General features: G+C 55.0%; 23 protein-coding genes and 1 pseudogene. 10 read left to right on the top strand and 14 right to left on the bottom strand.

Translation table 11 applies throughout. The annotated features are described in order from the left end of the window. Positions 1-28 precede the first annotated feature (28 nt). The 4 genes from JF44_RS0112190 (at position 29) to JF44_RS0112205 (ending at position 3,899) form a co-directional block, all read left to right on the top strand. Entirely contained in the window at positions 29-1,009 is a 981-nt protein-coding gene (locus tag JF44_RS0112190) for a flagellar biosynthesis protein FlhF (protein ID WP_033069282.1), read from the top strand. Further along, entirely contained in the window at positions 1,006-1,794 is a 789-nt protein-coding gene (locus JF44_RS0112195) for a MinD/ParA family protein (RefSeq protein ID WP_033069283.1), read from the top strand. Before JF44_RS0112190 ends, JF44_RS0112195 begins: the two co-directional genes overlap by 4 nt. A 7-nt stretch (positions 1,795-1,801) precedes the next feature. Next, on the top strand, positions 1,802-3,409 hold the full coding sequence (locus JF44_RS0112200) for a hypothetical protein (protein WP_033069284.1): 1,608 nt from the start codon (positions 1,802-1,804) through the stop codon (positions 3,407-3,409). 88 nt (positions 3,410-3,497) lie between these two features. Then, on the top strand, positions 3,498-3,899 hold the full coding sequence (locus tag JF44_RS0112205) for a hypothetical protein (protein WP_033069285.1): 402 nt from the start codon (positions 3,498-3,500) through the stop codon (positions 3,897-3,899). 24 nt (positions 3,900-3,923) lie between these two features. On the opposite strand, the gene JF44_RS0112210 is transcribed toward JF44_RS0112205, so the two are convergent. The 4 genes from JF44_RS0112210 to JF44_RS0112225 form a co-directional block, all read right to left on the bottom strand. Then, positions 3,924-4,478 carry a prolyl hydroxylase family protein gene (locus JF44_RS0112210; protein WP_033069286.1) on the bottom strand — a complete coding sequence of 185 codons (555 nt, stop codon included), beginning with the start codon at positions 4,476-4,478 and terminating at the stop codon, positions 3,924-3,926. Between the two features lie 147 nt (positions 4,479-4,625). Then, positions 4,626-5,273 (bottom strand): ATP-binding cassette domain-containing protein, encoded by a 648-nt coding sequence (locus JF44_RS0112215; protein ID WP_033069287.1) that lies wholly within the window; start codon positions 5,271-5,273, stop codon positions 4,626-4,628. A 3-nt stretch (positions 5,274-5,276) separates the two neighbouring features. Then, a complete protein-coding gene (locus JF44_RS0112220) occupies positions 5,277-6,962 on the bottom strand; it encodes an ABC transporter permease (protein ID WP_033069288.1) in 1,686 nt (561 codons plus the stop codon). 6 nt (positions 6,963-6,968) lie between these two features. Continuing rightward, positions 6,969-8,210 (bottom strand): ABC transporter substrate-binding protein, encoded by a 1,242-nt coding sequence (locus tag JF44_RS0112225; RefSeq protein ID WP_033069289.1) that lies wholly within the window; start codon positions 8,208-8,210, stop codon positions 6,969-6,971. Positions 8,211-8,365: 155 nt separating this feature from the next. Between JF44_RS0112225 and JF44_RS0112230 the strand changes: the two genes are divergently transcribed. Further along, positions 8,366-9,103, top strand: coding sequence for a TerC family protein (locus tag JF44_RS0112230; RefSeq protein ID WP_033069290.1), 738 nt, complete (start codon positions 8,366-8,368; stop codon positions 9,101-9,103). Between the two features lie 65 nt (positions 9,104-9,168). Here the strand turns inward: JF44_RS0112230 and JF44_RS0112235 are convergent, their stop codons facing one another. Both JF44_RS0112235 and fliI read right to left on the bottom strand, forming a co-directional pair. Next, positions 9,169-9,597, bottom strand: coding sequence for a flagellar export protein FliJ (locus JF44_RS0112235; RefSeq protein WP_033069291.1), 429 nt, complete (start codon positions 9,595-9,597; stop codon positions 9,169-9,171). A 66-nt stretch (positions 9,598-9,663) separates the two neighbouring features. Further along, on the bottom strand, positions 9,664-11,259 hold the full coding sequence (fliI, locus tag JF44_RS0112240) for a flagellar protein export ATPase FliI (RefSeq protein WP_033069292.1): 1,596 nt from the start codon (positions 11,257-11,259) through the stop codon (positions 9,664-9,666). A 436-nt stretch (positions 11,260-11,695) separates the two neighbouring features. Between fliI and ctrA the strand changes: the two genes are divergently transcribed. Further along, the gene (ctrA, locus tag JF44_RS0112245) at positions 11,696-12,391 is read left to right on the top strand and encodes a response regulator transcription factor CtrA (protein WP_008891622.1); all 696 of its coding nucleotides are present in this window, start codon (positions 11,696-11,698) and stop codon (positions 12,389-12,391) included. 727 nt (positions 12,392-13,118) lie between these two features. Here ctrA and JF44_RS20685 read toward each other — a convergent pair. From JF44_RS20685 to JF44_RS0112275, 6 genes and pseudogenes are all read right to left on the bottom strand, one after another. Next, positions 13,119-13,925: pseudogene (locus JF44_RS20685) on the bottom strand (CheR family methyltransferase); the annotation flags it as partial. Between the two features lie 9 nt (positions 13,926-13,934). Further along, positions 13,935-15,629: a chemotaxis protein CheB gene (locus tag JF44_RS0112255; protein WP_033069293.1), complete on the bottom strand. Its 1,695-nt coding sequence runs from the start codon at positions 15,627-15,629 to the stop codon at positions 13,935-13,937. A gap of 71 nt (positions 15,630-15,700) precedes the next feature. Then, positions 15,701-16,066 carry a response regulator gene (locus tag JF44_RS0112260; RefSeq protein WP_033069294.1) on the bottom strand — a complete coding sequence of 122 codons (366 nt, stop codon included), beginning with the start codon at positions 16,064-16,066 and terminating at the stop codon, positions 15,701-15,703. A gap of 82 nt (positions 16,067-16,148) precedes the next feature. Then, a complete protein-coding gene (locus tag JF44_RS0112265) occupies positions 16,149-16,655 on the bottom strand; it encodes a chemotaxis protein CheW (RefSeq protein WP_033069295.1) in 507 nt (168 codons plus the stop codon). Positions 16,656-16,670: 15 nt separating this feature from the next. Continuing rightward, the gene (locus tag JF44_RS0112270) at positions 16,671-19,379 is read right to left on the bottom strand and encodes a hybrid sensor histidine kinase/response regulator (protein ID WP_033069296.1); all 2,709 of its coding nucleotides are present in this window, start codon (positions 19,377-19,379) and stop codon (positions 16,671-16,673) included. 142 nt (positions 19,380-19,521) lie between these two features. Beyond that, a complete protein-coding gene (locus JF44_RS0112275) occupies positions 19,522-20,127 on the bottom strand; it encodes a histidine phosphotransferase family protein (protein ID WP_033069297.1) in 606 nt (201 codons plus the stop codon). Between the two features lie 314 nt (positions 20,128-20,441). On the opposite strand from JF44_RS0112275, the gene JF44_RS0112280 reads away from it, so the two are divergent. From JF44_RS0112280 to moaA, 3 genes are all read left to right on the top strand, one after another. Continuing rightward, positions 20,442-20,627, top strand: coding sequence for a DUF3553 domain-containing protein (locus tag JF44_RS0112280; protein ID WP_033069298.1), 186 nt, complete (start codon positions 20,442-20,444; stop codon positions 20,625-20,627). 159 nt (positions 20,628-20,786) lie between these two features. Next, on the top strand, positions 20,787-21,599 hold the full coding sequence (locus tag JF44_RS0112285) for a hypothetical protein (protein ID WP_033069299.1): 813 nt from the start codon (positions 20,787-20,789) through the stop codon (positions 21,597-21,599). 213 nt (positions 21,600-21,812) lie between these two features. Further along, the gene (moaA, locus tag JF44_RS0112290) at positions 21,813-22,811 is read left to right on the top strand and encodes a GTP 3',8-cyclase MoaA (RefSeq protein WP_033069300.1); all 999 of its coding nucleotides are present in this window, start codon (positions 21,813-21,815) and stop codon (positions 22,809-22,811) included. Here the strand turns inward: moaA and JF44_RS0112295 are convergent. Then, positions 22,808-23,266 carry a GIY-YIG nuclease family protein gene (locus tag JF44_RS0112295; RefSeq protein WP_238318438.1) on the bottom strand — a complete coding sequence of 153 codons (459 nt, stop codon included), beginning with the start codon at positions 23,264-23,266 and terminating at the stop codon, positions 22,808-22,810. The genes moaA and JF44_RS0112295 overlap by 4 nt on opposite strands. Continuing rightward, positions 23,263-23,757 (bottom strand): glyoxalase superfamily protein, encoded by a 495-nt coding sequence (locus tag JF44_RS0112300; protein WP_052065839.1) that lies wholly within the window; start codon positions 23,755-23,757, stop codon positions 23,263-23,265. The genes JF44_RS0112295 and JF44_RS0112300 overlap by 4 nt, the downstream gene beginning before the upstream one ends. Before the next feature lie 313 nt (positions 23,758-24,070). Between JF44_RS0112300 and JF44_RS0112305 the strand changes: the two genes are divergently transcribed. Beyond that, on the top strand, positions 24,071-24,304 hold the full coding sequence (locus JF44_RS0112305; protein WP_033069301.1) for a BolA family protein: 234 nt from the start codon (positions 24,071-24,073) through the stop codon (positions 24,302-24,304). The last annotated feature ends 183 nt before the right edge of the window (positions 24,305-24,487 follow it).

Raw genomic sequence — 24,487 nt, forward strand, 5'->3', positions numbered from 1 at the left:
GCGGATACACTCATGTGGGGGGAACCACATGCGGCTTAAGACCTTTACCGCCCCTACGATGACCGAGGCGATGGCGCTTGTAAAAGAGCACATGGGCACCGACGCCATCATCGTATCGACCCAGGATATACCCGGCAGCGGTGTGCGCCTGACGGCGGCTCTTGATCACGATCCCGACATTGAAGAGGACGGCGGCCCGGCCCCGGCCCTGCAGGAACAGCTTGATGCAGTAGAAGCCGCCCTGACACGGCATAATTTGCCCGAACGGCTGCGCATTCGTCTTTGTGACCTGATGGCACGCGAAACCGCCGCCGCATCCGAACAACAATTGCTGGCTGGTGCACTTGACGAGATTTTTGATTTTGCACCGCTGCCCGAAAAAAACACGCCGCGTGCCTTGGCCTTTGTTGGGCCACCGGGGTCGGGCAAGACACTGGCGGTGGCCAAAACCGCCGCACGTGCTGTAATGAAGAAACGCAAAGTTTCCGTACTTACAACCGATTACAAGCGCGCCGGTGGCATCGCACAGCTTGAAGCCTTTACCCGTATTTTAAAGATCGATTTGCATCAGGCCAAATCACCAGATGAACTCAAAGCACGCTTTGGTGAAATTCGTGATGCCGATGTCATGTTGATCGATACCGCAAGCTGCAATCCCTATCTTGAAACAGAGATTGGCACGCTTTGTGAATTCATCAGGGCAGTACCAAGTGAACCGGTACTGGTGAACCCTGCGGGAATTGATGCCGATGAGTCTGCTGATATTGCCAATGCCTTTGCCGATGGCGGCGCAACACGCGTGATGATTTCGCGGCTTGATGTTGCTGCCCGCCTTGGCGGTGCGCTATATGGTGCGGATTCAGGAAATCTTTCCCTTTGCAATGTCAGTATGACAGCCCAGGTTGCGGACGGCCTAACGGCTCTGAGTCCCCTCGCCTTGGCAAAACTCCTGATACCGTCCCATCGCGCTGAAACCGCGAAACCGAGCTTATCCGAGGTCGTGAAATGACTACCAAGTCTGATGCTGCACCCAAATCTGCCCCGCGCACCAGAGGCCGCAATGTTCTTGCCGTCGCATCTGGGAAAGGCGGCGTGGGCAAGACCTGGTTTTCTATTACCCTGACCCATGCGCTGGTTCTGGAAGGTCACAAGACCCTTTTGTTTGACGGTGACCTTGGGCTGGCCAACATCGACATTCAGCTTGGCCTGATGCCGAAATATGACCTTGGCGGCGTCATTTCCGGGCGAATCAGCCTGAAAGACGCGGTGACCCATTTCCCTGATGGCGATTTTGACATCATCGCCGGTCGCAGCGGATCGGGCAGCCTTGCCAATCTTCAGGCCACCCGACTTCAGGCCTTGTCAGACGATTTGATCCAGACTGGCAAGGAATATGATAAGGTATTGATTGATCTTGGTGCGGGTGTTGATCAGGGCGTGCGTCAAATGACGGGCCTGGCGAACACGGTCATCGTGATTACCAACGGTGATCCAACCTCGCTGACCGATGCCTATGCCTTTATCAAAGTGACCCACATGGCGCGCCCGAAAACCGATATCCGGGTTGTGGTAAATATGGCCAAGGACAAAAAAGAAGGTCAGGCGATCTATAACAAGCTGCTCAAGGCCTGTGAGGGGTTCTTGAAAATATCGCCGCCGTTGCTTGGCGTTATTCGTGCGGATGCACGTGTATCGGAATGCATTCGTAATCAGACACCACTTTTGACCCGTCATCCGAACTGCGATGCCGCCCAAGATATAGAGGCGATCGCCCAAAACCTTCTCGAGGAATAGGTTTGCCATGACGCTCCCGCCACAAGCCATATCGCCCAGCCCTTCTGCTGGCGGAAATGCTTCGGCGGGAGGCACAGCCGGACAGGCTAGTCAGGGTTCTGTTCCTGCACAGGTAAACGCCACTGTCACAACCGCGACCTCCCAACAGGTTGCCAGCGCCTTGGCAAAACTGCCTGTCGAAACGCTTCTGCAGGCATCGGTTCAATCCCAATCGGGCAATCAGCTTACACTTGCCACTGCACTCGGGTCGGTCACGGTAAAGGTGCCCACACCGCTTCCGGGCAATCTGGGTGACCTGATCTGGGCCCGTATTCCAACGACCAATGCCGCGGGCACCCAAACAGGGACAGGCGGCGCAGACGACATGCGTCTGCAATTGCTGCCCCAAACCCTGACCCCCGCCGGGTCGGGTGCTGCCGGTAGCCTCACAGCAGGCGGCATCACCGCAAGCAGCTTGACACCCGGGCAGACTTTTAGCGCGGTGACAACATCGATCCTCAATATGCCAAATGGCACCCAATTGCCCGCAGGCAGTCAGACACAGGTGATTTTCCTTGGTCAAGGCACCGTAACGCCTCAACAGGCCGCAAACGTTATGGCAGCGGGCCCAACTGGCGCCCCAACTGCGGCTGGTGCTGGTGCTGGCATGGCGTCAACCGTTGTCGCGCAAAGCTCATCTGCGGCGCTGCCAAGCGGCACCTTGATGCTTACCGGGACTGTTTTGCCTGCCGATAGTCCCGAAGCCCGCATGCTGCCACAAGGATTTACAGCCCTTCGCACCAATGCAGGGATCGTCGGAATCAAACTTCCGGTTCCGGCACCAACAGGTGCGACCCTGTCATTTAGCGTCGATCCATCCGGGACTGCCAAGGTCGGGACCACTCCCCAGATGACCGAAGCGCAATTGGTCGCACGTGGGCAAACTGCAGCCCTGACCCACGACTGGGACAGTTTGCAAAAGGCGGTCAGTGCCCTGCAACAGCATGATCCGGGGGCTGCACTCAGCCTGCTTAACAATATCCCGCAGGCTGGTCCCAAATTGACCACCACCATGATGTTCTTCTTTGCTGCCATCAATGGATCGGGCGGCAATTTGCGTGGCTGGTTGGGGGATCGTGCCGCCAACAGTCTGGCTGCACTTAAAGACATTGACGGCGGCGGGCTTAAGCGACTTGAAGGCGATTTTGGCCAATTGCGGGCGATGGCAACCGAAGAACGCCCAGATGGTTGGCGTGTGATGGCAATGCCATTTAACATGGGCGACAAAATCGAACAGCTTCAATTGGGGTGGCGTCATGGCGACCGCGACAATGATCCGGACAAACCCGATGATCAGGGAACACGTTTCCTGCTTGATTTGTCCTTCAGTGTGGTCGGTCACACGCAACTTGATGGATTGGTCAAAGGCGAAGACAGCAAGTTTGACCTGATTGTTCGCACGGAAAACCCGCTGCAAGCGCACAACCGCGATGACATTCGCAGCATCTTCCGCGAGGCCCTGCAAATTGCCGGTTATACCGGCCATCTCGTGTTTCAGGACGGATCGCGTTTTGTCGAAATCGCCCCGATGGCAGACCCGGATGGGTCAAACCCCCATCACGGGATCGAAGCCTGATCGGTCTACGGGCATGAAATGAATACTTTTCCCGCCTACGCCATGCGCGTATCCTGAATGAGCGTAACAAATGAGAACGGTTGGAAGAATGCTTGAGATTTATCAACGTCGTAACCTGATCCTGACCGAGGCAAACCCCGGCCCGCAGATCGACTATGTCGTGACGTTGCAAAGTAATCTGACCGGCACAGAGGAAGTTTTTCCGGCCCGCATGACGCTACGCTATGTGCCGGACCGATTGATCCTCAAGACCAACAATCTTGCGGAATATTATGCCGAAATTTCAAATATCACGTTTGAAAACTTTGAAAGTGCGGCAGTGCTTCTGATGGATGATTTCAACAACGAACTTGTACCCCGCTGGATCAGCCTGCGCCTGGACAAACAGACCGCTGATAATGATCAGGTGTTCCATCACGAAACCGCGCTTGAAGACCGTCAGCCCAAATGGGGCAACCCCCGCCTTCTGGATCGGCTGGAACGCTACTGACGGTGCAAAAACGCTATTGCCACCTTAGCGAAACGGGTTGCCGTGTACCCATTGCGTCAGTGAATAACGCAACCCCGCCGTGGTTGGTGCAACCCGATGCAAGACAAAGCTTGGAAAGAAAATCGCCGTCCCCCGTTCCATCGGCGCGTCGATGAAATTCCCGGCTGGATTAAGCTGCAAAAGCCCGCCTTCATACTGATCCGGGGCAGATAGCTGGATCACCATGGTCAGTTTGCGACGGCGCGCCACATCGGATGCACCGATGTCGCTGTGCCAGTCATAATGACCGCGAAGATCCCCGGCATAGCAGGCAATCTGGGCGTCCTCGGCAAACTCGGCCAAAGAAAAATCAAATACATTGCGGTTCACATCCGCCACAAGATCAATGATCCGGCGCGATACGGCCGGTTCCTGTTCTTCGTTAAACCATGTGATCTTGGAGCGACGGATATGCGTCGCCGTTTGCCCCTGCACAAGGCCGCCTTCATCCATCTCGTGGGTGAAACCAGCGATCAGGCGATCACAGGTCGCGGTGTCAAGCGCACCCGGTACAATTGCAAACATTTCTTCTGGAAACATGCAGGACATCCTCCATGCGGGGTGGACCCTTTGATTTAGTAGTGCATCAGGTCCAAGACAATTCTTTGCGGAAAGATGCTATAGGGCCAATTAATGCGAGGTTCCAGAAAATTCGCCACATGCCATCGTTACATTTCGGGCATTTGCTCAGTCAAGATGAATGATCCGGCCGGATGCAGCATCCCCGTCTTCGGGATCATGGGTCACCATCAAAGTCGGCAATTGGTTTTTACGGCACAGATCAAACACAAACGACCTGATCTGATCGCGCAGCCCGCTATCAAGCTTTGAAAACGGTTCATCAAGCAGCAATGCACAAGGTTCCGAAAGCAATACGCGCATCAATGCAACACGCGCCCGCTGACCGCCTGACAAGGTTGCCGGGTCACGATCATAAAACCCGTCCATACCGGCACTCCTGAGCGCCTCGTCTACCCGTGCCCGGCGGTTTGCCCGCCCCCTGACACTTGATGGCAGGGCAAAGGCCAGATTTCCGCCAACCGACAAATGGGGAAACAGCAGATCATCCTGAAACAAAATTCCGACATGCCGGTCTTGTGGGGCCATCCCGTCAAGCGGACTGCCATCCAGCATCACCTGTCCGCTCACGTCAAACACATCGGGCAGCGTTCCACAGATATGCCCAAGCAGGCTTGATTTTCCCGAACCGCTTGGCCCCATCAGGGTCACGATTTCGCCCGGCGCAATGGTCAAATCCACCGACACCAGTTCCACACCCCGAAGGCAAATGCGCACGTCGCGCAATTCCAGACCCTTTTTGATACCTTCAGGCATCCATCATTCCTTGTGTTGTGCCATCATGCCCCGTCGATGACGGAACAGAAACGCCGGTATCAACAATGCGCAGGCAAACCCGGCAAACGGCAGAACCATCTGCAAAAGCCCGTAAATGCCAATCATGCGTCGATCCCCACCCGATGCCAAGGCCACCGCCTCGGTCGTGACAGTGGCAAATCGACCTGCCCCGATCAAAAGGGTTGGCAGGTACTGCCCCACAGTCACTGCAAGCCCCACGGCGGCGGCGGTCAGAACCGCACGGGTCAAAAGCGGCAGGCGCACCTGCCAAAACACCCGTGCAGGCGATGCGCCAAGACACAGGGCCGTTTGCCCATAACGCGGATCAAGTGCGTGAAACGGATCTGACAGCGACAAAAACACATAAGGTGCAACAAACACCAGATGGCCGAGCACGACCGACATCAATGTCCGTTCCAAGCCGATCAGGGTAAAGAACACCTGCAGACCGAACATAAAGCTGATCTGGGGCACCAAAAGCGGCAGATAAATCAAAAGCATCGCCCGGCGTCCTGCTGACTTGCCTGTGCGCACCTCGTTTTCAAGGCACGCCAGAACCAATACGACCGCGATCAATACTGCCGGAATCCCAATGCAAAGCGTGGTTGCCAAGCTGCTGCCAATCGTATCAAGCTCACGCGCCCAAAGTCGCAGACTGAAACCACGCGGCAACAGGTCGGGAAAGGCCCAAAATCCGGCAATGCTCCAGACCAGCAAAACCACAAGACCCAGCACCACCGTCCCGGCTGCCACCAACGCCAAAACAGCGCCAAGGCCCCGCGCACCTTTATCGCGTTTAAAACGGCGTCCATCCTCGGCCCAATGGCGGCCAAGGATCGCAATTATCTTTTCCCCGGCAAACCATACAGCCATTGCAACAAGAACGATGACAAGTTGCAAGACAGCAGCACTTGACGCCATGAAACGCAATGCAAGATCAGGATCAGACAACCACCCCAATATGCGTACTGCAAGCGGGGCCGGTGTCGTTGGTGCCAGAATGATTGCAACATCAACAACCGATGTCGAATAGGCCAAAACCGCCAAAATGGGCAATCGGATTTGCGGGTAGATGCGTGGTAACGTTGCCTTGAACCAACCGGCAACCCGACCATAACCAAGGGTCGCGGTTACCTGTGTGGTGCGTTCGGTATCTGCCTGCGGGAGGGCTGCCAACGTCATCAGAAACAGAAACGGAATTTCCTTGGCAACAAGCCCGGCAATCATCGCCAATCCCCAAGGATCATGAATGATCGCGATATCAGGTGGGCGGTCCCATCCGGCCACTTGCGCAACCACACGGGTCATCCAGCCCGATGGCGCAATCAGAAATGCCAAACCAAAGGCCGCTGTTGCATGTGGCACAGACAAAATCGGTGACAAAATCCGTTGCATCGCATGGAAAATGCGGGTGCCCTGCCATGCGGCACAAAACAACATGACCGTCGCAACCGAAACCACAGTTGCCGCCAGCCCGTTGATAAATGAAAGCCGGATCGAACTGCCAAGCCCCGGCTGCGCAAACAAAGCGGCCAATGGATCAAGACTGGGACTGTTTCCGCCAAGGGCTGGTAAAATGCCAAATGCAGGCAGCAACGTGCCAATCAGCCCGGCGGAAACCGGGCCAATCATCAGCACAATGGTCAGGATCGGGATAAACCGCAGCATGCAGGGTTACTGCACAACGCCGTAACGCTTCTGCCATTCGGTTTCGACCAGCGACATCCAGCTTGGATGCGGTTCTGGCAGAACCGTGCCGCGTTCAGCAGGCGAAAGCGATGCGATACCAAGATCAAGATTGGCAAAGGCATCCTGCATGTCCGTTGGCAGCTTATCCATTGCAAGTACCGTATCAGCCCCCCAATATTGCGGGTCCTGCTTGCGCAGTTGGGCTTCGGGCGACATCAGGAAATCGGCCAAAACAACCGCACCGGCCTTGGCAGATGCGTTATAGGGAATGGCAACAAAGTTGGTATTGCCCAAGGTGCCATTGTCAAACACATAGGACCGCACGGTATCGGGAAGCTCAAACGCCTCGATTGCCGATGACACCTCGCCGGAACTAAACGAAAAGGCGATATCGACCTCGTTATCAGCCAAAAGCGTGCGCATCGATGCCCCGTTTTGCGGATAGGCCTGACCATCGCGCCACAAAAGTGGCTGCAAATCTTCAAGATATCCCCAAAGCGGTTCGAGGGTTTCTGTTGCATCGGCCGCATTTGCGGGCTTTTGCAGAACGCTTGGGTCTTCGACCACTTCGCTCAAAATCTGTTTAAGGAAGGTAGACCCCATATAATTTGGTGGCTGCGGATAGGCAAAACGCCCCGGGTGTTTTACCAGCCATTCCAAAAGTTCCTGTGCCGATTTTGGCACTGTATCAAGCTTTGCCGTATCATAATAAAAACTGACCTGTGCCATGCCCCATGGGGCTTCAAACCCATCGGTCGGAACAGTAAAATCGTTCACCACGGTTGGTTTGTTTTCGACATCGACATAAGCAAAATTCGGGGTTTGCTCCGCCCACGGACCAAACAACAGGTCATTGCGCTTCATCGCGGCAAAGTTTTCGCCGTTAATCCAGATCATATCGACCGCGCCGCCGTCATCAATGCCGGCTGTCTTTTCCGACAGTACCTTCGTCACGGCATCGGCAGTATCGGTCAGTTTGACCTGCACAACTTCAACGCCATACCGTTCAAGAACCTGATCCCCGGCCCATGCAATATAATCATTGATCCGCGGCTCTCCGCCCCAGGCATGCCAATAAACGGTTTGGCCACGCGCCTGATCAAGAACCGATTGCCAGTTCCCGACATCTGGTGCCGGGTCGGCCTGTGCCGGGACCGAAAGCGACGCGGCTGCAACCCCCGTTGCCAATGCCAAAGCTGAAACAAAACCGCGCATTTTCGAACCCATTCCGGACAATCCTTATCTAGCTGTTTGATTTTATTATTGTCATTTTTCCGCCTGTAGCAGGATAAAATCAATTCACGCTTGCGTTAGACCGTCACTGATCACACCTTACCTGCGGTCTGTCTATTATCAATTCGGCCGCAACTGGGGCTTTGATCATGTTTGAATGGATGAGCGATCCGAATATGTGGATGGGTCTTGCGACCCTGACGGCGCTTGAAATTGTATTGGGTATCGACAACATCGTCTTTTTGTCAGTGATTGTTTCCAAACTCCCGCAAAACCAGCAGAACGCTGCGCGCCGGATTGGCCTGCTTGCCGCGATGGGCATGCGTCTGATTCTTTTGGCCGGGATCGCATGGGTCATGCAACTCACAGCGCCGTTATTTGCTGCCTTTGGTCAGGAAATCAGCGGTCGCGATCTGATCCTGATTGTTGGCGGACTGTTTTTGATCGCCAAGGCCTCCAAGGAAATCCATCACACAATTGATGAACCCGAAGAACACGGCCCCGGCAAAATCATGTCGAGTTTTGCCATGACCATCGCGCAGATCATGGTGCTGGATATGATCTTCTCGCTTGATAGCGTGATTACAGCCGTTGGCCTGGTTGATCACATCTCCATCATGGTGATTGCGGTCGTTTTGTCCGTTCTGGTGATGCTCGTTGCAGCCAAGACCATTGGGGAGTTTGTTGAAAAACACCCTTCTGTCAAAATGCTCGCACTGTCGTTTTTGATATTGGTCGGGTTTGTGCTGCTGCTTGACGGCGTCGAAATCCATGTGCCGAAGGGTTACATCTATTTCGCGATGGCCTTTAGCCTGTCGGTCGAAACCCTCAACCTTCTGAACCGGAAACGTAAACTCAAAAATCGAGCAGAAGAAAATGCTGGATGAAGACTGTCGAGGCTGAAGGTAATGGGCCGGAGGGCTGGAGAACTGGAATGCTTGGGCTGATGTGATCAGACCAGCCCGTCATCCCGGGTGACGGATCGCATGCCGATCTCGTCCAGTTCGTCCTGTTCTTTCTTTTCTTCTTCGGCACGTTCGGCCTCAAGCCGGTTGCGTTCGGCGATTTCGGCGGTTTTGAGTTCCTTGAAGGCATCGGCGACTTCTTCGCGAAAGACGTCGATTTTTTCTTCTTGTTCGGCAATCATTTTGGTGATGGCTTCGCGTTCGGCAATCACCGCATTGGCAAACCCGCCATAGGCAAACCCAGCCAGTTCGGGATTTTCTGCAGCAACCTTTTGTTCGGCCAGCACGGCTTGTTCAAGCGCTTCTTTCTCGGCCTCAAGATTACCCAACACGCCAAGCATTTCGCCCAGTTCGCGTTGTTTTTCATCAAGCGCCCATTTGCGCATGCGCACCAGTGTTTTGAAATCCTTGGCCATAGGTTATCCCCTATGATCGGTAAACATGTTGTGGACACGCATGTCCACTTGCTGATGCCACCCGCATTATTCGGATGCCCCGTCATCTGCATCCTTGTTTTCCTGACGCAGGGCACGCTTGGCTTCGTTCAAATCACGCATATTGCTGCGCTTTGAACGGCTATTGACCTTCGGTCCGCGGTTAAGCTTTGGCCCGTCTGATGGCGGAGGGGCCGGACGTGCAGGTGGCATGTCGTTTGTCAGGTTTTCCGACATATTGTTTGCCGCAGTTGCCGCCTGTCCCTGCGCGCCGCCCTGCTGTTGTCGCGTTGCCGGTTGATCTTCCTGCGGCTGGGCCAACAGATCAAGTCTGCGGGCAAGTTCAAGATAACCTTCATTCAAGCGCGTGCATTCAGTCTTGCGTTGCTTAAGGAATTCTTCAATCAGCGGGAAGTAATGGATGGCTTCATCGACCTTGGGGTCTGTGCCCTTGCGATATGCCCCCAAGCGGATCAATTCTGCCATATCATCGTAAGTTGCCAGCAACTGCCGGGCACGGGCGACAATCTGGTTTTCTTCATCATTGTTGCAGCCGGGCATCGTACGCGAAACACTGCGCAGGATATTGATTGCCGGATAACGGCCCTGCTCTGCAATGGCGCGATCAAGGACAACATGCCCGTCAAGGATACCACGTACCGCATCGGAAATCGGTTCGTTATGATCATCCCCATCGACCAGAACCGTAAACAGCCCGGTAATGGACCCCTGGCCCGGCCCACCCGGCCCGGCACGCTCCAACAGGCGCGGCAATTCCGCAAACACGGTCGGTGTATACCCCTTGGACGCAGGTGGCTCGCCGACCGACAGGCTGATCTCGCGCTGGGCCATGGCAAAGCGCGTCACGGAATCCATCATGCACAACACATCGCGACCAACATCACGGAAATATTCCGACAGCGCCATCGTCATATAGGCCGCCTGGCGTCGCATCAGGGGTGGCTCATCCGAGGTTGCCACAACAACAACCGAACGGCGCAGACCTTCTTCGCCCAAATCATCTTCGATAAATTCACGCGCCTCTCGACCACGTTCACCGATCAAACCAACAACCGACACATCCGATGTGGTGTGGCGCGTCATCATCGACAACAAACTTGATTTACCGACACCCGACCCGGCAAAGATGCCCATACGTTGTCCACGACAACAGGTCAGAAACGTGTTCATTGCCCGTACGCCAAGATCAATCTTGCCAGCAACACGTTGTCTGGAATGGGCCGATGGCGGCATGTTGCGAATGGGATAGGGCTTGTTGCCCTCTGTCAGCGGGCCCTTGCCGTCAACCGGCTCACCAAACGCATTGACCACACGACCAAGCCAACTTTCATCGGGATAGACCTGTGGTTGGGTATCACCCAGTTCGACTTCGCAGCCAATACCAATGCCGTCAAGAATGCCAAACGGCATCAGCAGGGCGCGTTCATTGCGAAAACCGACGACCTCACAGATGATTGGTTTGCCATCCCGGCGCTTCACCTTACAGCGATCACCGATCGAAAGCGCGCCTTCCACCCCGCCAATTTCGACCAGCAACCCCAGAACAGCCGTCACCCGTCCGACCACGCGGTAATCGGGAATGCGACGAAGTTCTGCGATGATGTTGCGGCCAATCTGAAACACGTATCGGATCTTTTCAGCAAGATGTTGGAAATCAGGGTCACGCCCCGATTGGTCTAACCATAATTTTTTTTAGCACGGAAACTTCCCCCACCCTGCAGTTGAAAGGGGTGGCAAATTGCACCGCGTCGTACCAAATATATTGGCATATCCGGTATTAAAAAGCCGTGTAGACGATAAAAAGCGAATTTTTTTGTTGTATGAGGCTTTTGCGATCAACGCCGCAAACCGTTGGGGAATCTCGTATTCCGCCCCCGAGTCGTTTCTTTTGACGAAAAAAAGTTAACAACTTGCGACTCGGCTTCTTGCCACGAGTCGCAAAGCAACGTATCGTTAACGGAATGGGGAAAAATTTCCTGAAATACGGCAAACGTTGGGGCGCTTGTCGATCAACCGGATCAACACGGACTTTTGCGGAACACGGTAACGGAGCAGAAACATGCGGGTGCTGCTTGTTGAGGATGACAACACCTATGCTGACAGCATTGAATTGATGCTGAAATCTGAAGGCATGGTGATTGACACTACCGACCTTGGGGAAGATGGTCTCGAGATCGGCAAGCTTTACGATTATGACATTATTCTACTGGACCTGATGCTGCCAGATATTGACGGGTATGAGGTCTTAAGACGTTTGCGCGATGCACGCGTCGAAACACCGGTCCTGATCCTGTCGGGTCTGACCGAAACCGAAGACAAGGTCAAAGGCCTTGGGTTCGGTGCCGATGATTACCTGACCAAGCCTTTCGAAAAAACCGAATTGCTGGCACGTGTGCAGGCGATCGTTCGCCGTTCACGCGGTCATGCCCAATCGATGATTTCGACCGGAAAACTCAACGTCAACCTTGATGCAAGGACCGTCGATGTCGATGGCAAACCGTTGCATCTGACCGGCAAGGAATATGGCATCCTTGAACTTCTGTCGCTGCGCAAAGGCACGACACTGACCAAGGAAATGTTCCTCAACCACCTTTATGGCGGTATGGACGAGCCGGAACTCAAGATTATTGACGTCTTTGTCTGCAAACTGCGCAAGAAAATCCAGTCTGCGACCAAGGGCGACAACTACATCCATACGGTTTGGGGCCGGGGCTATGTCCTGCGCGATCCCGATACCAACAGCGCTGCGGCCTGATACCTGAGTTTGCCTGCTCAAGCATGCTCAAGCATGCTTGAACGCTTCTCTACAGTGCCCGCTCAACAAAAAACGCCCCGGACTGCACCGGGGCGTTTTTTGTTTGTGAACTGCGTACTGTCAACCAGACCGAAAATTACTTCTTGTCTTCCGGCTTGCCAAAACGTGAACGGTCATAGGTTGATGACGGGCGTGTGGTTCCGCTTGAATTTCCAGTACTTCCGCTGCCTGTTCCAGGCCGTGGCGGTGTTGTCCCGCCCGCACCTGTGCCGGTTCCCGTCCCCAGCGGCCTGCGATATGTCGACCCTGTGGTCCCCGTGGTTCCGGTCGTACCGGATGAGGCCGGGCGTGTCGTAGATCCAGAAGTTCCGGTTGTCCCCGGACGCGTGGTCGAACCGGTGGTACCGGGGCGGGTCGTCCCGCCGGCTCCGATCGAACTTGCAGGCCTGCTGTATGAACTGCCACTTGCGCCGGTCGCCGGACGTGTTGTTGATGTAGCACCACCAGGCGGTCGCTGTGTCGTTGATGTCGGGGCAGCGGGGCGCGTCGTTGCACTTCCTGCCGTGCCAGCCGCCGGACGGGCGGCAGTTCCGGCCGCACCAGCGCCACCAACTTGCATATGTTTGGGTTTCGGGAAGGCCAACCCACCCGGCGTTGCAGCAGCGCCCGTCGCAGCCCCTGCCTGCGCTTTTTCAAGTGCAGCCAAGTCGATCTCAGGCACACCAGGTCGGCTGAGCTGATAGATGCCACGTTGCCGGGCAAGAGGTTTGAACTTATCGGAAATGCCCAGAACTGTCTCGGCACCACCAAGGAACAGGAACCCGTCATCAGGCATCAGGGCCGATATACGTGCCAAAACGTCGCTTTTGGTCGGCTGATCAAAATAAATCAGCACGTTGCGGCAATACACGATATCAAACTGTCCAAGCGGGCGGAAATCATCCAGCAGGTTGAATTCCTTGTATTGAACCTTGGATCGGATATCCGATGAAATCTGCCACTGGTCATCTTTTTTCTGGAAATATTTAACCAGAAGGCCAATCGGCAGGCCCCTTTGGACTTCGAACTGGGAATACAGACCCGCACGTGCCTTGGTCAGGATTTCGCGCGAAATATCGGTGCCGATGATTTCAATCCGCCATCCGGCCAACTGGGACTTGAACTCATCAAGGATCATCGCAAGCGAATAGGGTTCCTGCCCCGACGAAGCTGCAGCACACCAGATACGCAAATGTTTCTTTGAAGCACGGGACTTGATCATGTGCGGCAGAACCGCATGACGGAACTGATCAAACGGCTTGGTATCGCGGAAGAAGAAACTTTCATTGGTCGTCATGGCATCGACGACTTCTTCTACAAGCGCACGGTCGCCACCGCGTATCGTACCAATAAGGTCCGTCAGGTCCTTAAGTCCCCGCTTACGCGCAATCGGCATCAGCCGGCTTTCGAGCAGATAAGTCTTGTCCTGACTCAGCACGAGCCCCGACTTGGACTTAATCAGTCTGCTTATGAACTCGAAGTCTTCCGGCTTCATCATTGTGGGTTAACGACCCCCCGCAAATTTTTTGATATAGGCCGCGATTCCGCCGATTGGCAGAACAGCGGAACAGATACCGGCATGCGCTGCGGCACCAGGCATCCCCCATACAACACTGCTTTGCTCATCCTGTGCGACGACCATACCCCCCGCATTAACCACATCACGTCCACCAAGCATACCATCCTGTCCCATTCCGGTCAGTATCGCAGTCAGTATATTTCCGCCATAACTCGCGACGATACTGCGCAACATCGGATCAACGGACGGGCGGCAGAAGTTTTCTGGTGGGTTCTGGTTCAATTTCAGATGACGTCCACCACCGCGTCCCTCAACAACCATGTGGTAGTCGCCGGGCGCAAGGTAAACCTGTCCACCAACAATTGGCATATTGTTTTGCCCTTCCTGGCACTTTAACCCCGTCAAACGGGTGATATGTTCGGCCAGAATGGTCGTAAAGGTCGCAGGCATATGCTGGGTAATAAAAATCGGCTGGCGCACACCATTCAAACCGCGCAGCACCTCAAACAGGGCCTGCGGTCCACCGGTAGAACTGCCAATCGCAATTGCCTCTACGTTGATACGTTTTTCCGGCAGCAATGAAATCCCGCCTGAAGCTGACACACGTTTTGCCGGGGCCGGGGCACTTCCCGAACGCGCCTGCCGGGCTCGCTCAGTTTTCTGTGGTGCCGGGGCAGTCGGGCGTTTCGCTGGCGGCGCAGTACGCGCAGCTGGCGACGGGGCGGCAGAACGCGCTGGTGCCTTCTCGGCGGTCTTTGCCTGTCCCCCGGCGGCGACGGCCGCATCGCGGATCAAACGCCCCGGGTCACGCGAAGGCGCAGGTCCACCGGCAGATGGCGCATTACCTGACACTGCTTTCACCGTCATCCCATCAGTTTGCGACGATGCAGGTGGGGCAGATTGCGGTGTTTGTCCCGACGGCGTCGATGGCGCAGGTTGTGCTGGTTGCGGCATCGGGCGCATCTGCGGTTGACTGCGGTGCTGCTGCATCGGACGCGGGCGCAGCTCTGCGGTAAATCGTTTGCGCTGAATCCGGCCCTGTTTTTGAAGCTGCTGATGTTCAACCGACATCTCGGCACGGAAAGACGATCCTTTGTCCCCGTCTTCCCCATCAGAACCGTCATCGGTACTGGCACCGTCTGCACCTGCTTCAGGTGCGGCAGGTTTCGCAACCGGTTCGGGCGCATCAGGTGGCGCTGTCGCCTGTTCATGTGCGATTGCTGCTGCCTTATCGACCTCAAGCATCTTGCGACGCTGCTCGGCCCAGGCTTTTACCTTATCAAGCAGTTCCTCGCGGAAGCCTTCGCCAACATTCAGTTCTTTGGACGAACTTGGTTTGGGGATGTAATCAACCGCGCCAAGCGTCATCGCCTGAAAACTGATGTCGGCATTTCGCTTGGTAAGGGTGGACGCCATGATCACGCGGACTGTCGGATCGATTTCCAACAGTTTTGGCAAGGCCGTCAGCCCATCCATGACCGGCATTTCGATGTCGAGAACGACAACTTCAATGCCGCTGCCGCCTTCCATCACTGCCAGTGCTTCTTCGCCATTATTGACCGAACCGACGACATCGATTTCGGCGTCTTCGGTCATCATCCGTGTGACAAGTCCACGCACAATAGCGGAATCGTCAACGATCAGAACCTTGTAAGGCGAATGGTTGGGCGTTTCTTCCACGTAATAGCTTCCCCGCTTGATTGAGGAGATCTTTCCGAAAGGGTGTGCAGGCGCAAATGGCGCAGGCCGATCTAAATCAGGCCGACCTGCTCAAACTTCGCCTGGATGATCTCGCTATCGAACGGCTTCATGATGTATTCATTCGCGCCCGCGGTGATGGCTTCCTGAATGTGTTCAAGGTCGTTTTCAGTTGTACAGAACACAACAACAGGTTCGTCTCCCCCCGGAGAGGCCCGTAGTTCACGCAAGAATTCAATTCCGCTTTTCACTGGCATGTTCCAGTCCAGCAGAACTGCGTCTGGCATGGACTGAAGGCTTTTTTCCAAAGCCTCCTGACCGTCCACAGCCTCCACGACCGCAAACCCGATTTCTTCGAGGATGCGGCGTGCCACCATTCGGATGACTTTCGAATCATCGACGACGAGACAACTCTTCATCGACTTCCTTCTCGTTTAACTAGATCGTTAAGCCAAAATGGCAGGAACCGGGCACATTGCGCACCCGGCATAGAAATTCAGCTTACCCAGCTTGCTTGACTGACGACGTGAAATCAAGCAGGCGGGTAACATCAAGAATTACCAGAAGCTTTTTGTCGAGACGGAAGATGCCGTCCGAAAATTCACGCCAACGCGGGTCAAGAGTCGCCGGGTTTTGCTCGAATGCCTTTTTCGGAACACTCAGAACCTCACCCACCTGATCAACCATCAGGCTGTATAGCTCGCCGCCTTCATCGACAACAATGCTCATGCCCGGATCGTCATCTTCCCGGTCGCGAAGACCAAGACGTTTGCGAACGTCAATCGCGGTCACAATACGACCACGCAGGTTCAATGACCCGGCCACCTCTGGCGGGGACAACGGAATACGGGTGATGCGTTGCGGCCCCAGAACATCCTGTACGGTCAGAACCGGGATACCGAAAAGCTGCTTGCCAATATTCGCGGTCACGAAATCCTGGCTATCGCCACCAAGCTCAAGGGCACCGCCTTTTTCCTGGCTCGGAACGAGTGCGTTTTTATCGCTCATAAGACTTTCCCCCGATTACATGCTGCTCAGTGTCTGGACCAATGTCGAGACAAGCGCATCACGATCAAATTTGGCCACATAGTCGCTAAAGCCGACCTGACGGCCACGTTCGAAATCTTCTTCGCTGGTGTGCGAAGACAGAGCAATGATCGGAATTTCGCCCCACGCAGGGTCATCCTGCAGTGCTTCGGCAAATTCAAAGCCATTCATGCCCGGCATTTCGATATCACTGATGATCGCATCGAACAGATCGCCACGGTTTTTAAGCTCCATGGCCTGTTCTGCTGTTTCGACCGCCGTAACATTAAAGCCGGAAACCGACAGCATCGGCGTCAGAAGGTTGCGGAAGAACGGGCTGTCATCAATCAACAGAACACGTTTTTTCTCGCCACCGCTGTCTTCGTTACCGAACCAGTCGCTAAATGCCAGCTCAAGGTAATAACCGGCATCAATCAGGTCAGTCGCCTTGCCGTCAATCACGGCAGAACCAACAAGACCATCCTGATCGGCTGTCAGCTCGACATTCAGGACATCATCAACGATATCGACGATCTCGTCGACAACAAGCCCCATGGTCCGCTCACGATCCTGGAACACCAGGGTCGGCTGGCGGCCTTCGGCCTTCATCTGATAGCTGCCGTCAATGAAGACAAGCGGCATCAACCGGCCACGGTACTGAACCAGCGGACGTCCATTGGAATGCTCGATGTTCTCGACATCGATTTCCTCAAGACGGGCCACCAGTGCCAGCGGCACGGCGCGGACTTCGTTACCACCGGCGCGGAAGACCAGCATGGATGTGGTTTCACGATCCGATGCATCGGCCTTGGCCTTGCCTTCGACACCTTGCGAACCACCCACGGTGATTTCGCCGGTGCGCGTCGCAATGCCATTTGGATCAAGGATCATGATCACACTACCATCGCCAAGGATGGTGTTGCCCGAGAACAGCGACAGATCACGCAGGATCGGCGCAACCGGTTTGACCACGATTTCTTCCGTGTCAAATACACGGTCGACAATGATGCCGAACGAATAGGTCCCGACCTGGGCAACGACGATGAATGCTTCTTCATCCACCCCGTCGTCACTTTCTTCGGAAGTATCAAGACCAAGAATTTTCTTAAGCGTGACCAGCGGCAGCAAACGGTTACGCAGGCGCAAGACCGGCGTATCGTGAATGCGTTCAATGGAATGCTCGGAATTGTTTGATGCCCGGACAAGTTCCAGAACACTGATCTGCGGGATGGCAAAGCGTTCGCCGCCACTTTCCACGATCAGGGCCGAAACAATGGCCAGCGTCAGCGGGATCTTGATGATGAAGGTGGAACCACGGCCTTCGACCGATTTCAGTTCAACCGTACCACCAATCTTTTCGATGTTGGTTCGCACCACATCCATGCCCACGCCACGACCGGAAACCGAGGTCACCTTTTCTGCGGTCGAGAAGCCCGGCTTGAAGATGAACTGCTGGATTTGCTGGTCACCCATGCCTTCCAGTTCGCCTTCGGTGGTAAGCCCGTTGGCAATCGCCTTGGCCTTGATCCGCTCAAGGTTAAGGCCGCGACCATCATCTGAAATCTCGATGATGATGTGACCACCTTCGTGATAGGCGTTCAGCGTTACCGTACCGGTTTCGGGCTTGCCTGCTTCGCGACGGCCCGGAATATCTTCCAGACCATGGTCGGCAGAGTTTCGCACCATGTGGGTCAGCGGGTCCTTGATCAATTCAAGAACCTGACGGTCAAGCTCGGTATCGGCACCGATCATTTGCAGATCGATTTTCTTGTTCATCTCAAGGGCAAGGTCGCGAACAATACGCGGCAGCTTGGCCCATGCATTGCCGATCGGCTGCATACGGGTCTTCATCACCCCTTCCTGAAGGTCGGTGGTGATGTGCGACAGGCGCTGCAACGGCACGGTAAATTCACTATCGTCCTTGCCACGTACCATCTGCAGAAGCTGGTTACGGGTCAGGACAAGCTCGGAAACGAGCGTCATCAGATTTTCAAGCAGCTCGACATTCACACGAATGGTCTGTGCTGCGACCGAGCTTTCCTTGGTCTCGCCACGCGGTGCTTCGGCCTTGGCCTTGTCCGCGGCGGGCTTTGCCGGGGCGACTTCCTGTGACTTTGCCGCCGCAGGTGGCGGTGCCGCTGCTGCGGGTGCCTCGGGCTCTGGTTCCGGTGCGGGGGTTTCGTCAGGAACCTCAAAGTCCGGATCATATTCTGCGGCGTCAAATGCAGCCTGCAGCTTTTCGTCATCCGTCATTTCGCGTTCTTCACCAGCTTCTTCTGCTGCTGGTGCGGCGGCTTCGGCCGCCGGTGCCGAACCACCCATGATGGTCCCGGTATCGGCAAAGTGGTTAAGACGACCGATCAAATCGGCATCATTCCCGTCCGGCTCGGCTTCGTTTTGCTCAAGCTCGCCTAGGAGGTACTTAATCGTATCAATCGATTCAAGAACCAGCGTCACGGCATCCGGTGTAACAACCAGTTCACCATCGCGTATTTTACCAAGCACGTTCTCGCCCGCATGCGCCACTGCTTCCAGTCGCGGCAGGCCAAGGAACCCGCAAGTTCCTTTAATGGTATGAACCAAGCGGAAAATATTGGACAAAATGTCCGGATCATTCGGGTTCTGTTCCAGCTTCACCAGCTCGACGTCAAGCGTCGAAAGGCTTTCCGAAGTCTCGGTCAGAAATTCACTTAAAAGATCGTCCATATACCCCCTCCAAACCTCCAACAATCAGTCGCTTGCTGGAAATGGAACTCCCATCAACACGCGCAAAGATAGAAACGTAAAGTACTTCGGTTACTTACGTAGAAGCTATCACACGCCATTACCAGACCTTGCAGTCAATTTTTTATCCATAGATCAATGCAATATTTCCGTCCTGTTGCAAGACAGAAAGCACCCCACCCCCACGATTCACCAGATTCCGCAAGAAAAATGCCTGAACATTGCGCGGATCGAGTGCATCTGCGGAAACTTCTTTTTCCAGAACGTTCAATATCTCCGGACGCAGGGCTGCACGTTTGCCCTCTCCGATAACACTTACTTTGCCGGAGTCGCGCAAAACAGAAATCGTTCCACCAAACGGCAAAGCCTCGCGCGCCAGCATGACCATGTTCAAGACCACCCTGCCATGCGATGGATCAATCGGAAAGTCGGGCCAATCCAATGTGACCTTGCCTTCGGCCGCATAAGTCTGGGCTGCGGCATCGCGCATGGCACCGGTATCGACACTGCTGCCCGCACGCCCAAACGCCAGACGGAACAATTGCAGGCGGCGCGCGGCTTCAAGGCCGCTTTTGCGCATCAGCGCCAACGCCTCGTCATCGGCAACACCATCTTCGCCCATCAATTCGGCCCCGGCGTTCACAGCCCCGACCGGACCAACAAGGTCATGGCAAATCCGTGAACTGATCAACTCAATCAGAGTCATTTCAAGGGCGGCGTCCTGAACCATAGTGCGGGCTCTCCAAGGTATATTCATTTCTTCATCGCAAAGTGCTGCCAAAACACAATGCCCGACCGGGACCGCCGCCTGAACAGACCAAACCGATGTGGTCACGTTCAAACCGGCCTGTTCCGGAAGCCATAGATTGCCCCTGATATATTAAGAGCTTATTTAGCAGACGCGAAAATCAGGCCTTTGCAGCCCGGCAAATTTTGCCGCCCCCTTATTTGACCGACGTAAAGCAATGCCTGCCCAGCGACAAATTGTGCTATTGGCCCAAACCGCCTATATATGGGGGAGCATCACAAAAGACAGAGCACCAAATGGATTTCTTGCTGACGCCAGGCGCCATCGTTCGTCACCCCGGCCAACCCGATTGGGGACTTGGCCGCATTCAGGCCGTTGATGGCGACAGGATTGCCGTTAATTTCGAAGAAGCCGGCCGGCAAATCATCCGCCCAAGATACGTGGCGCTTGAAATCGTCGAAGCCGCAGCGGGTTACGAATAAGAACAACCGCGTTGACCGGGGCCAAAGGCCGCTGCGCTTGGCACACGAATTGCTCAATTCGAATTGTTAATGAATTCAACCTATAAAATGGTTCCTATCAGACATTAGGTAGATGAGCCTGACACGAGCGCAACAGTCTTAAGAAGGTCTGGAAACCCCATGATTGCAGCCAACAAACCACCACGTGACAGCTTCAAGCAACGCCATCATGTTGCTGCCTTCACAGTGCTGGAAAATTTTGCCCAAGGGCTTATCCACATTGCCCGCGAATATGGCGGTGCTGTCAGCGAAGAACAAATTCTCAAAGCCATGAATGCCCTGCGCGACAAGGAAGAGCTGTTTGACGCCTCATGGGGTGTGCTTGAAGCCGATCTTGAAACGATCAAGGCCCGTGAACATGCTGTTGTGCGCCATGATCCGTTTGGCCGCCTGCTGGTGTCGCGCTTTGACCACCTTCTGGAAGGCAACGAGGCAGGCGATATCGAACATGGCGCCATGCCCCGCGCGATCCTGCAACCTTTCTTCAAGGTCATTCGCATGATGGTCGGCATGGATATGCTGCAGGAAATCGACCGCGAAATTCACGAAATCATTGATGCCCACGCCGACGATGACGACGAACTGCGTGATCCGGCGGAATATTGGGATCATCTTGCCAAGGAACCGGCGGTTAAATCGCGCATCAATCTTGTGTTTGCGCGTATGGCCCTGCATTTCAGCAATTATGAACACCGCAAAAAATGGCTGATCCAGCTGGTTAATGACAATATGACCGTGGGCGACGAGCCGTGGGAATTTACTGAAACCCATTGTATCCGACTGCTTGATGCGCTGTTCCGTGATGTGCGCAAAACCCTTGCGGTGCCGGAACACTCCGCCGAACTGGTTGCAAAAATGGGCAGCGAAGATGTTACCGCACTGCGCGACGTCATCAAATGCATCGATGCCGATATGGCCAAACTGTCGGCATAAGCCAATCAACAGCCCCTGGCCCCGACGGTTACCCGCAAACACGCGATGAACAAAGCCGCCCTGCCAATGTTGGGGCGGCTTTGATTTTGCCCACCTGACGCAAAGGTGAGGACACGCGATCTAAACAGGCTGGTCAAAGCCCCGCCTGCTGTGCGACAGTTTCCCATAAACGTTTTACAATGCGCCCCTAAAACACAGCAGATAAACGCCGCCATGACCAAACCACTGATCGACAAATATGGCAGACATGTCTCCTACCTGCGCGTATCGGTAACCGATCGCTGCGATTTCCGCTGCACCTATTGCATGGCGGAAAACATGACGTTTTTGCCCAAGTCCGAAGTTCTTTCGCTCGAAGAACTCGATCAGCTTTGCACGGCCTTTATCACACGTGGGGTTCGCAAATTGCGCCTGACCGGGGGCGAACCGCTGGTACGGCGCGGCATAATGGATCTGATTTCCGATCTGTCGCGCCATCTTAAAACCGGCGCGCTGGACGAGTTGACCATGACCACCAACGGCAGTCAGCTTGCCACCTATGCCGATGATCTGGCCCGCCTTGGCGTCAAACGGCTTAACATCTCGCTTGATAGTCTCGATTCCCAGAAATTCACCGAAATCACCCGCCGTGGCCGCCTTGAACAGGTGCTGGCCGGGCTTGAGGCCGCCAAACAGGCCGGTATTTCGATCAAGATCAACACTGTGGCGCTGCGCAATTTCAACGAAGACGAAATGTCACGCCTTGTTGCCTGGTGCGGCAAGGAAGGCTTTGACCTTTGCCTGATTGAAACCATGCCGCTTGGCGATATTGATGGCGACCGCACCGATCAGTACCTGCCGCTGACCGCGGTGCGTGAACGTCTGGAACAGGAATACACCCTGATCCCGTCGGAATATGTCACCCCCGGCCCGGCCCGCTATACCACGGTGGCCGAAACCGGCGGACGGCTTGGCTTCATCACGCCACTGACCCATAATTTCTGCGAAGGGTGCAACCGCGTACGCGTGACCTGTACCGGCACCCTTTACATGTGCCTTGGGCAAGAAGACCACGTCGACCTGCGTGCGGCACTCCGCACCGGCGACCCACGCGCGCTTGATCAGATGCTTGATGATGCCATGGACCTCAAACCCAAAGGCCATGATTTCGTGATTGACCGCAAAGGCCAGAAACCGGCCGTTGGTCGGCATATGAGTATGACCGGGGGCTAAACAGTTTCGGCAAGGTCTGCCAAAATAACCACGATATCTTCCCTCATTGCACTGATCAGGTGTGACGCACAATTTGTGCAATCACTGCTGCCAAATCCGGGCACTGGAACCGGCATGTTTTGCTCTTGCAATCTGCCGCGCAGATTACACTCATTCCCACCCGGCACCACCAGCACCGAAGCAACCCGCCCGGCCCCGTTTGAGGTCAGTTCATCGACATGCCAGTGGGGTTTCTTCGTCACCTTGCAATGGCGTTTGACACGGGCCGCAATGCCGCCGGGGCCATTGGCCGAGCCGCAATAAACATAGGTTCCTTTGGGCAGGGTCGTTCCGGCGAAGCGTTTGTTTTGCAGCGTCAGGTCAGCGCCAAGTTCGATCACCAGAACGTAGGCTCCGGCAACTTTGGGAAGCTGCCGGAGGGTTTCTTCATTTATGGTATCAATTAAGAGGCTCACGCGTCCGGCGGATCACGCAGCAGCAGATCAATCGAAAGCCCCGGTGCGGCCATGCCGTTGGTCAGCACGGGTTCACACTGTTCGTTGATCCGCGCCCCGATCCGTTGCCGATACCCGGTGAACAATTTTGATTTGACCACATCGACGGGCTCATCAAGATGTACCTCAACCCGGAAGACACCCGGTGTCGCAGTGGTGGTGACACTTCGGATCAAACCGGTGACAGCATGCCCAAGATAGGATCCGGCAAAACGTTTGCCGATGCTAAGGTCTGACACATTGGTCGGGATATTGCGCCTGGCCATGGCGATGGCCGTGTTCCAGTCGCGATAACCGTGGCTTTGCGCCAGCAATTCAAGCGATCCGGCATGTGAAACCGACACATCACGCGCAGCCAGGGCTTTGCGCAGGCGTTTTGCCTGTGTCTTGAACTGTTCGGTAGCATCCGCATCGATATCGGTGCGGCTGATATTTAAAGTATTTGAAGTCATGATCGTCTCCACGCAGGAGGCCGGGTGTCCGCATTGCCGGGCCGTATCCTGATCGGGAAACGGGTCCGATTATTTGTATTTGCAACACTTTACCAAAGGCATTGACCTTGCGGACGGCAGGTGTGCGCAACCAAGCATTGGTAACTAGAGCAATATCACGCCCGTGACAAGCCTTAGAGCATGATCAACAAATGTCGCAAACCGGCCAGCGCGCAGAAATTGACAGCCCCCGTGACAACAACATATACCAGACAAAAGATGTTTTATCGGGGCCGCATATACGGCCTGCGATCAATGATAAGGGATAAACGCCATGGCCATGGAAGCCTATGAAATCGAAAGCATGATCAAGGAAGCCCTGCCCGATGCACAGGTCCGCATCGAGGATTTGCGCGGCGATGGCGATCATTATGCAGCAATTGTCGTATCCGAAGCATTTCGCGGCAAAACCCGCGTGATGCAGCACCAGATGGTCTATTCTGCGCTCAAAGGCAAAATGGGCGGTGAATTGCACGCGCTTGCGCTGCAGACCTCTGCCCCGGACTGACGTCAGGACGACGTCCCGCAAGATTTAGGCAGCGCATACCGCCACCAACATCATGCCCTGCCGAGATTTCCACGGGCGCCGGAGAATATTCGGCGCCCGTCGTCTTTGAGACACCCCCCAAAATACCTGAATCGGTCCGATGACGTAGCGGCCGGTCACTGCCCCATTAACTGACCACGGCTT

Origin of the sequence: Thalassospira australica (assembly GCF_000763295.1) — a bacterium.
Taxonomy (GTDB): Bacteria; Pseudomonadota; Alphaproteobacteria; order Rhodospirillales; family Thalassospiraceae; genus Thalassospira; species Thalassospira australica.

What these genes read in the sequence shown, in the direction of transcription:
- JF44_RS0112190 (WP_033069282.1), top strand. Translation starts at nt 29, where the DNA reads ATGCGGCTTAAGACCTTTACCGCCCCTACGATGACCGAGGCGATGGCG.
- JF44_RS0112195 (WP_033069283.1), top strand. Translation starts at nt 1,006, where the DNA reads ATGACTACCAAGTCTGATGCTGCACCCAAATCTGCCCCGCGCACCAGA.
- JF44_RS0112200 (WP_033069284.1), top strand. Translation starts at nt 1,802, where the DNA reads ATGACGCTCCCGCCACAAGCCATATCGCCCAGCCCTTCTGCTGGCGGA.
- JF44_RS0112205 (WP_033069285.1), top strand. Translation starts at nt 3,498, where the DNA reads ATGCTTGAGATTTATCAACGTCGTAACCTGATCCTGACCGAGGCAAAC.
- JF44_RS0112210 (WP_033069286.1), bottom strand. Translation starts at nt 4,478, where the DNA reads ATGTTTCCAGAAGAAATGTTTGCAATTGTACCGGGTGCGCTTGACACC.
- JF44_RS0112215 (WP_033069287.1), bottom strand. Translation starts at nt 5,273, where the DNA reads ATGCCTGAAGGTATCAAAAAGGGTCTGGAATTGCGCGACGTGCGCATT.
- JF44_RS0112220 (WP_033069288.1), bottom strand. Translation starts at nt 6,962, where the DNA reads ATGCTGCGGTTTATCCCGATCCTGACCATTGTGCTGATGATTGGCCCG.
- JF44_RS0112225 (WP_033069289.1), bottom strand. Translation starts at nt 8,210, where the DNA reads ATGGGTTCGAAAATGCGCGGTTTTGTTTCAGCTTTGGCATTGGCAACG.
- JF44_RS0112230 (WP_033069290.1), top strand. Translation starts at nt 8,366, where the DNA reads ATGTTTGAATGGATGAGCGATCCGAATATGTGGATGGGTCTTGCGACC.
- JF44_RS0112235 (WP_033069291.1), bottom strand. Translation starts at nt 9,597, where the DNA reads ATGGCCAAGGATTTCAAAACACTGGTGCGCATGCGCAAATGGGCGCTT.
- ctrA (WP_008891622.1), top strand. Translation starts at nt 11,696, where the DNA reads ATGCGGGTGCTGCTTGTTGAGGATGACAACACCTATGCTGACAGCATT.
- JF44_RS0112260 (WP_033069294.1), bottom strand. Translation starts at nt 16,066, where the DNA reads ATGAAGAGTTGTCTCGTCGTCGATGATTCGAAAGTCATCCGAATGGTG.
- JF44_RS0112265 (WP_033069295.1), bottom strand. Translation starts at nt 16,655, where the DNA reads ATGAGCGATAAAAACGCACTCGTTCCGAGCCAGGAAAAAGGCGGTGCC.
- JF44_RS0112270 (WP_033069296.1), bottom strand. Translation starts at nt 19,379, where the DNA reads ATGGACGATCTTTTAAGTGAATTTCTGACCGAGACTTCGGAAAGCCTT.
- JF44_RS0112275 (WP_033069297.1), bottom strand. Translation starts at nt 20,127, where the DNA reads ATGGTTCAGGACGCCGCCCTTGAAATGACTCTGATTGAGTTGATCAGT.
- JF44_RS0112280 (WP_033069298.1), top strand. Translation starts at nt 20,442, where the DNA reads ATGGATTTCTTGCTGACGCCAGGCGCCATCGTTCGTCACCCCGGCCAA.
- JF44_RS0112285 (WP_033069299.1), top strand. Translation starts at nt 20,787, where the DNA reads ATGATTGCAGCCAACAAACCACCACGTGACAGCTTCAAGCAACGCCAT.
- moaA (WP_033069300.1), top strand. Translation starts at nt 21,813, where the DNA reads ATGACCAAACCACTGATCGACAAATATGGCAGACATGTCTCCTACCTG.
- JF44_RS0112300 (WP_052065839.1), bottom strand. Translation starts at nt 23,757, where the DNA reads ATGACTTCAAATACTTTAAATATCAGCCGCACCGATATCGATGCGGAT.
- JF44_RS0112305 (WP_033069301.1), top strand. Translation starts at nt 24,071, where the DNA reads ATGGCCATGGAAGCCTATGAAATCGAAAGCATGATCAAGGAAGCCCTG.